At 51.2% G+C, this 8,544-nt stretch carries 6 protein-coding genes; 5 read left to right on the top strand and 1 reads right to left on the bottom strand.

Translation table 11 applies throughout. The features are described 5' to 3' along the window. Nucleotides 1-191 precede the first annotated feature (191 nt). From D9738_RS19415 to D9738_RS19395, 5 genes are all read left to right on the top strand, one after another. Nucleotides 192-755, top strand: coding sequence for a TetR/AcrR family transcriptional regulator (locus tag D9738_RS19415; RefSeq protein ID WP_130208821.1), 564 nt, complete (start codon nt 192-194; stop codon nt 753-755). Nucleotides 756-906: 151 nt separating this feature from the next. Continuing rightward, the gene (locus tag D9738_RS19410; protein ID WP_130260925.1) at nt 907-2,028 is read left to right on the top strand and encodes an efflux RND transporter periplasmic adaptor subunit; all 1,122 of its coding nucleotides are present in this window, start codon (nt 907-909) and stop codon (nt 2,026-2,028) included. After that, entirely contained in the window at nt 2,028-5,135 is a 3,108-nt protein-coding gene (locus D9738_RS19405; protein ID WP_165383348.1) for an efflux RND transporter permease subunit, read from the top strand. Before D9738_RS19410 ends, D9738_RS19405 begins: the two co-directional genes overlap by 1 nt. 3 nt (nt 5,136-5,138) lie before the next feature. Further along, nucleotides 5,139-6,512: a TolC family protein gene (locus tag D9738_RS19400; RefSeq protein ID WP_130260924.1), complete on the top strand. Its 1,374-nt coding sequence runs from the start codon at nt 5,139-5,141 to the stop codon at nt 6,510-6,512. Nucleotides 6,513-6,520: 8 nt separating this feature from the next. Beyond that, nucleotides 6,521-7,684: a multidrug effflux MFS transporter gene (locus D9738_RS19395; protein ID WP_130260923.1), complete on the top strand. Its 1,164-nt coding sequence runs from the start codon at nt 6,521-6,523 to the stop codon at nt 7,682-7,684. Between the two features lie 52 nt (nt 7,685-7,736). On the opposite strand, the gene sapF is transcribed toward D9738_RS19395, so the two are convergent. Then, a complete protein-coding gene (sapF, locus tag D9738_RS19390) occupies nt 7,737-8,543 on the bottom strand; it encodes a peptide ABC transporter ATP-binding protein SapF (RefSeq protein ID WP_000573415.1) in 807 nt (268 codons plus the stop codon). Between the last annotated feature and the right edge of the window lies 1 nt (nt 8,544).

The following is an 8,544-nucleotide window of genomic DNA, read 5'->3' as shown; positions in this document are numbered from 1 at the left end:
TGATTTTGTGATCCACTACATAGTCCCCAATTTAATATTGTCAACTATCTTCACAGAATCTCCACAATCTCTTCATTATCAGAATATACACCATGAATAAGATAAAAATACTTTCCCTCACTTTGGAGAAATGTATAATTGGCAAAAATGAGAATGATCGTTCTCACTAAGTGGAAGGACAGGAGACAGAAATGACCAGCAAGCTGGAGATACGTCACAAACAGCGTCAGGATGAAATCATCAACGCCGCCCGTCGGTGTTTTCGTCGCTGCGGTTTTCACGCCGCCAGTATGTCGCAAATTGCCAGCGAAGCTCAGCTTAGCGTGGGTCAGATATATCGTTACTTCGCCAATAAAGACGCCATTATTGAAGAGATGGTTCGCCGTATCATCGACTTTCGTATTGCCCAGATGGACATTGACGCGCGTACCGATCACTTCCCGGAAGTTCTTGCTTTGCGGAAATCCTTAAATGAGGACGACGACGCGTTGATGCTGGAAGTGGCTGCAGAAGCCACACGCAACCCACGGGTGATGGCGATGCTCGAGGAAGCTGACGCCAGAATGTTCGCTAACGGTTGTGCACATATGAAAAGAATGCATCCCCATCTTAGCGATGAGCACATTCGTTGCTGCGTTGAAGTGCTTGCCACCATGATGGAAGGTACGGTTTATCGTCGCTTAACACCGCAAAAAAGCGATCCCCAACGTCTGCAAAAAATATATCAGGACATTGTTAGTATGTTGATAAATTAATAAGAAAAGAATTAACCGATAGTGGGGGATATTAATCCCCCTTATTTCATTGCGAAATTCATTTCGCGATGCGGGTTCGTTATATCTGAATATCCCTGACATATCCTCATTAATTTTAATGGGGAGGGTATTGTTCACCCTGGAGAAAATAATGAAGTATATAGCAACGTCTGTAGTGGCAATGCTACTCTTATCTGGTTGTGATAATACGCAAAATAACAATTCATCCCCGTCGGAAACAGAAGTGGGCGTTGTTACGCTCAAATCTCAACCGGTTTCGGTAGTCAGTGAATTAACCGGGCGCACCAGTGCGGCACTCAGTGCTGAAGTACGTCCGCAGGTTGGGGGAATTATCCAGAAACGCCTATTTACTGAAGGCGATTTGGTTAAGGCCGGACAACCATTGTACCAAATTGATGCGGCCAGTTATCGGGCGGCATGGAATGAAGTCCGGGCAGCATTACAACAGGCACAGGCACTGGTAAAAGCCGATTGCCAGAAAGCGCAGCGTTATGCCCGACTGGTGAAAGATAACGGTGTCTCACAACAGGATGCTGATGATGCTCAGTCTACCTGCGCACAAGATAAAGCCAGTGTTGAAGCGAAAAAAGCCGCACTGGAAACCGCGCGCATTAATCTTGACTGGACCACGGTAACCGCGCCGATTTCGGGGCGTATTGGCATTTCGTCGGTGACCCCTGGCGCACTGGTGACCGCGTCGCAGGATACGGCGTTAACGACTATTCGTGGTCTGGATACAATGTATGTCGACCTCACTCGCTCAAGTGTCGATTTATTACGTCTGCGCAAACAGTCACTGGCGACCAACAGTGACACCATGAGCGTCTCACTTATTCTGGAAGATGGCACAACCTACAGCGAAAAAGGGCGTCTGGAACTCACCGAAGTCGCTGTGGATGAGTCTACCGGCTCGGTGACATTACGGGCGATTTTCCCCAATCCACAACAACAGTTATTACCAGGCATGTTTGTTCGCGCTCGTGTCGATGAAGGCGTGATGGAAGACGCTATTCTCGCGCCTCAACAGGGCGTCACGCGCGATGCTAAAGGCAATGCAACTGCGCTGGTGGTGAATAAAGACAATAAAGTAGAGCAGCGAACGCTCGAAACGGGAGAAACGTATGGTGATAAATGGCTGGTGCTGAACGGCCTGCATGACGGCGACCGACTGATTGTTGAAGGTTCCGCCAAAGTAACTTCAGGGCAGACCGTCAAGGCTGTTGAAGTTCAGGCTAATGGAGGCAACGCCTGATGTTTTCGCGCTTTTTTGTTCGCCGTCCGGTCTTTGCCTGGGTTATCGCCATTTTGATTATGTTGGCGGGTATTCTGGCCATTCGCACATTACCCGTCGCGCAATATCCTGACGTTGCGCCGCCGACCATAAAAATTTCAGCCACTTATACCGGTGCTTCAGCCGAAACGCTGGAGAACAGCGTGACCCAGGTTATCGAACAGCAACTCACCGGGCTGGATAATTTGCTCTATTTTAGCTCAACCAGCAGCTCTGATGGTTCGGTCAGTATTAATGTGACCTTTGAACAAGGTACCGATCCCGACACTGCACAGGTTCAGGTGCAGAATAAAATTCAGCAGGCTGAGTCACGCTTACCGAGTGAAGTGCAGCAAACGGGCGTCACAGTGGAAAAATCACAAAGCAACTTTTTGCTGATTGCTGCCGTGTATGACACCACTGACAAAGCCTCCAGTTCGGATATCGCCGACTGGTTGGTCAGTAACGTTCAGGACCCGCTGGCGCGCGTTGAAGGTGTGGGGAGTCTGCAAGTCTTTGGCGCAGAATATGCTATGCGCATCTGGCTTGACCCGGCCAAACTGGCGTCTTACTCGCTGATGCCTTCAGACGTGCAGAGTGCTATCGAAGCGCAAAACGTGCAGGTTACTGCCGGGAAAATTGGGGCATTGCCCTCGCCGAATACTCAGCAACTGACGGCGACAGTACGTGCGCAGTCTCGTTTGCAGACGGTGGATCAGTTCAAAAATATTATCGTGAAAAGCCAGTCAGACGGCGCAGTTGTTCGCATAAAAGATGTGGCTCGCGTTGAGATGGGCAGTGAAGATTATACCGCGATCGGCAAACTTAACGGTCACCCGTCTGCCGGGGTTGCTGTAATGCTTTCGCCCGGTGCGAATGCGCTGAATACGGCGACGCTGGTCAAGGATAAGATTGCCGAATTCCAGCGCAATATGCCGCAGGGGTACGCCATCGCATACCCGAAAGACAGCACTGAATTTATTAAAATCTCCGTAGAGGACGTAATTCAGACGCTGTTTGAAGCCATCGTACTGGTGGTTTGCGTGATGTATTTATTCCTGCAAAACCTGCGCGCCACGCTGATTCCGGCGTTAGCTGTCCCCGTTGTTTTGCTGGGCACATTCGGCGTTCTTGCGTTGTTTGGCTATTCGATTAATACCCTGACGTTGTTTGCAATGGTGCTGGCGATCGGCTTGTTGGTGGACGATGCCATTGTGGTGGTGGAGAACGTCGAACGCATTATGCGTGACGAAGGGTTGCCCGCGCGTGAAGCCACGGAAAAATCAATGGGCGAGATTTCTGGCGCACTGGTTGCTATTGCGCTGGTGTTGTCAGCCGTATTCCTGCCGATGGCCTTCTTTGGGGGATCTACGGGAGTAATTTATCGTCAGTTTTCGATAACCATTATCTCCGCAATGCTGCTTTCCGTGGTGGTGGCATTGACCTTGACTCCCGCGCTGTGCGGTTCCGTCCTTCAGCATGTTCCACCGCATAAAAAAGGCTTTTTCGGCGCATTTAACCGCTTTTACCGCCGTACTGAAGATAAATATCAGCGAGGCGTAATTTATGTCCTGCGCCGTGCTGCCCGAACGATGGGTGTTTATATCGTGCTGGGTGGCGGAATGGCCCTGATGATGTGGAAACTGCCGGGCAGTTTCTTACCCACTGAAGACCAGGGCGAAATCATGGTGCAGTACACGCTGCCAGCTGGGGCGACCGCGGCTCGTACAGCAGAAGTGAATCGCAAGATTGTTGACTGGTTCCTGGTAAACGAAAAAGCAAATACCGATGTCATCTTTACCGTTGATGGTTTCAGTTTTAGCGGCAGCGGACAGAATACCGGGATGGCGTTTGTCTCGTTGAAAAACTGGTCACAACGTAAAGGGGCAGAAAATACCGCCCAGGCTATCGCCTTACGGGCAACCAAAGAGTTGGGCACAATTCGTGATGCCACGGTATTTGCCATGACGCCGCCAGCCGTTGACGGACTGGGGCAAAGCAATGGCTTTACGTTTGAATTAATGGCAAGTGGTGCGACTGACCGTGAAACCTTACTTAAAATGCGTAATCAGTTGATTGAACAGGCTAATCAAAGCCCTGAATTGATTTCTGTGCGCGCCAATGACCTGCCGCAAATGCCGCAATTGCAGGTAGATATCGATAACAATAAAGCCGTATCGCTGGGGTTGAGCTTAAGCGATGTCACCAACACGCTGGCCAGCGCGTGGGGCGGTACTTATGTGAATGACTTTATTGACCGTGGTCGTGTGAAGAAAGTCTACATTCAGGGCGACAGTGAATTTCGTTCCGCGCCGTCAGATTTAGGGAAATGGTTTGTGCGCGGTAGCGATAACGCCATGACGCCGTTCTCTGCTTTTGCCACTACCCGTTGGATCTATGGCCCGGAAAAACTGGTTCGCTACAACGGTTCTGCGGCTTATGAAATTCAGGGCGAAAACGCGACTGGCTTTAGTTCCGGCGATGCAATGACAAAAATGGAGGAACTGGCAAACAGTCTTCCTGCGGGAACGACCTGGGCCTGGAGTGGTTTGTCATTGCAGGAGAAACTGGCCAGTGGTCAGGCATTAAGTCTGTACGCAGTCTCTATTCTGGTGGTTTTCCTCTGTCTTGCAGCCCTGTACGAAAGCTGGTCAGTTCCGTTCTCGGTCATTCTGGTGATCCCACTGGGGCTTCTTGGCGCGGCGCTGGCGGCCTGGATGCGTGATTTAAACAACGATGTTTACTTCCAGGTGGCGCTATTAACCACTATCGGCTTGTCGTCGAAAAACGCCATTCTGATTGTTGAATTTGCTGAAGCGGCAGTTGCTGAGGGCCATTCCCTGAGTCGGGCGGCATTACGCGCGGCGCAGACTCGTTTACGTCCAATCATCATGACCTCGCTGGCGTTTATTGCGGGGGTAATGCCGCTGGCGATGGCGACCGGCGCAGGTGCGAACAGCCGTATCGCCATTGGTACGGGCATTATTGGCGGTACGCTGACCGCTACGTTGCTGGCTATTTTCTTTGTTCCTCTGTTTTTTGTACTGGTGAAATGTTTGTTTGCCGGTAAACCGCGCCGTCAGGAGTAAGTTATGTTGCGTCGTTCTCTTATTTTTCTGGTGCTGTTGAGTGCGGGATGTGTCTCGCTCGATCCTCACTACAGCACGCCTAAATCCCCAATCCCGGCGACCTTGCCGGGAGCACAGGGCCAGGGAAAGGCAATCAGCCATGACTGGCAGCAGGTGATCCACGATCCCCGATTGCAGCAGGTGGTGACCATTGCTCTGAACAGTAACCGCGATGTGCAAAAAGCGATAGCTGATATTGACTCCGCACGGGCGCTCTATGGGCAAACTAATGCGTCGTTATTCCCGAGGGTGAATGCGGCCTTAAGTTCGACCCGCAGTCGTTCGCTGGCGAAGGGTACGGGAACCACTGCCGAGGCTGACGGCACGGTGTCCAGTTATACGTTAGATCTGTTTGGTCGTAATCAGAGTTTATCTCGGGCGGCGCGGGAAACCTGGCTTGCCAGTGAATTTACAGCCCAGAACACCCGTTTAACGCTGATTGCTGAAATCAGCACCGCCTGGCTGACCCTGGCGGCTGATAACAGCAATCTGGCCCTGGCAAAAGAAACGATGGCCAGTGCAGAAAACTCATTGAAAATTATCCAGCGCCAGCAACAGGTTGGCACGGCGGCAGCGACAGATGTCAGTGAGGCGATGAGTGTTTATCAGCAAGCGCGCGCCAGCGTTGCCAGCTATCAGACACAAGTGATGCAGGATAAAAATGCTCTGAACTTACTGGCAGGTACAACGCTTGCGGAAAATCTGCTACCGGGAACACTGGAAAGCCTGCCGGAACAGATGATAAGCCTGGTTCCTGCGGGAGTGTCATCTGACGTTCTGCTGCGTCGCCCGGATATCCAGGAAGCGGAACATAATCTGAAGAGCGCCAATGCCGATATTGGCGCCGCGCGGGCTAACTTTTTCCCGACGATTTCGCTGACTGCCAGCGCTGGAGTTGGCAGTGACGCATTGTCATCGCTGTTCAGCCACGGAATGCAGATCTGGTCATTTGCGCCATCGGTCACATTACCGCTGTTCACCGGCGGTAGTAATCTGGCGCAGCTTCGTTACGCAGAAGCACAAAAGCGTGGACTCATTGCCACCTATGAGAAAACCGTTCAGAGCGCGTTTAAAGATGTCGCTAACGCACTGGCACGGCGGACCACGCTTGAAGAGCAACTGGATGCACAGCGCCAGTATGTTAAAGCTGAACAACAAACGGTCGATGTTGGCCTGCGTCGCTATCAGGCGGGTGTTGGTGATTACCTGACCGTGTTGACGGCACAGCGCAGCTTGTGGAGCGCACAGCAGGAGCTGCTGGCATTGCAACTGACTGATTTTACGAACCGGATCACGATCTGGCAGTCGCTGGGCGGCGGCATGTCATCACTCAAGTAAGGAATAGTATGGCTAGAGTCTCTCTTTCATGGGCATTGATTCTTGGTCTTTTAGCCGGTATCGGCCCGATGTGTACCGATCTTTATTTGCCGGCTTTGCCGGAGATGTCAGAGCAACTGGCGGCAACCTCGACCATAACGCAATTAACGCTGACCGCATCACTGATCGGTCTTGGCGTCGGACAACTGTTATTTGGCCCTCTGAGCGACAAAATAGGGCGTAAACGTCCGTTAATCTTGTCGTTGCTATTGTTTATTGTTTCTTCCATTTTGTGCGCGACAACGAACAATATTTACTGGCTGGTGGTCTGGCGTTTTATTCAAGGGATCGCGGGGGCAGGTGGTTCGGTGCTCTCTCGTTCTATTGCTCGTGACAAATATCAGGGAGTAACGCTGACCCAGTTCTTTGCGCTGCTAATGACGGTGAATGGCCTGGCACCGGTGTTGTCGCCAGTGCTGGGCGGTTATATTGTCAGCACCTTTGACTGGCGCACTTTATTCTGGGTGATGGCTGAAATTAGCACCGTACTGTTGCTGGGCTGCCTGTTATTTATCAATGAGACATTGCCAGAAAATAAAAGGGGCTCATCATTGCTATTAACCGGACGAAGCGTGGTGCAGAACCGCCGTTTTATGCGCCTTTGCCTGATTCAAAGTTTTATGCTGGCAGGCTTGTTTGCGTACATCGGCTCTTCGTCGTTCGTGTTGCAGAAAGAATTTGGCTTTAGTCCAATGCAATTTAGCCTGGTGTTTGGCCTTAACGGCATCGGACTTATCATCGCTTCATGGATCTTCTCGCGCCTGGCGCGACGAGTTAACGCGATTATATTGCTGAGAGGTGGCCTGATAGCGGCAATTTTGTGTGCATTGCTCACGGTCTTATGCGCATGGTTGCAGTTACCCATTCCGGCACTGGTGGCATTATTTTTCACCATCGCATTTTGTAGCGGCATCGGCACTGTTGGCGGGGCAGAGGCTATGAGTGCAGTAGGGACGCAGGAATCTGGAACGGCGTCTGCGTTGATGGGGATGAGCATGTTTGTCTTCGGCGGTATAGCCGCGCCATTGTCGGGGCTTGGTGGGGAAACGCTGTTAAAAATGAGCCTGGCAATTATGGTGTGTTATACGCTGGCATTGCTGGTTGCTCTCACCAGAATCGACAATCAAAAGTAATGAATACCTCATTCTGACGGGGATTTACCCTGTCAGAATGAGGTACCGAATACTAACGATCTTTACGCCACGCATCCGCCGTCAATGCTTCGCCAAAGTGGCCGGAAATTAGCCGTTTGGTGAGTTCGTGCAGCGGCGATGCCAACACATCCGCAGTGCTACCGCGTTCGACAACTTCTCCCTGATGCATGACCAGCACCTGGTCGCTGATGTGCTTCATCATTCCGATATGCTGGGTAACATAAATATACGAAATACCCTGTTTCTCTTGTAACTCCAGCATCAGGTTAATTAGCTGCGAACGCATCGACATATCCAGCGAGGCGAGGGCTTCATCGGCAATAATCACTTTTGGGCGCAATATCAGCGCGCGCGCCAGACCAAGACGCTGTTTTTGCCCGGGGGCCAACATATGCGGATAGTAACTGACGTGATCCGGCAGCAGTCCGACCATCCGCATCGTTTCAATTATCTGTTTGCGGCGCTGTTCCGGTTCCAGGTCTGTGTTCAAACGCAGTGGAAAATCAAGGATCTGCGAAATACGTTGACGTGGATTCAATGAAGTCGACGGATCCTGAAATATCATGCGAATACGCTGGCTTCGGAAGGAATAATCGCCAAAATGCAGAGGATGATCGTCAATCAATAACTCGCCGCTGGTTGGCTCGATCATTCCTGCCAGCATCTTTGCCAGCGTCGATTTACCGGAACCGTTCTCACCAATAATCGCCAGTGTCTGGCGTTCACGCAGCGTAAAGCTCAATGGTTTTACCGCTTCGACTGTCTGACGGCGAAACCAGCCGGTCCTGTAGCGGAACGTTTTGCTTAAATTACGCACTTCGAGCAGAGTTTCTATCATC

It is taken from the genome of Escherichia sp. E10V5, from assembly GCF_004212315.1.
Classification (GTDB): domain Bacteria; phylum Pseudomonadota; class Gammaproteobacteria; order Enterobacterales; family Enterobacteriaceae; genus Escherichia.
Note: the sequence above shows the minus strand (reverse complement) of the source record. Positions and strands in the feature narration are given on the sequence as shown.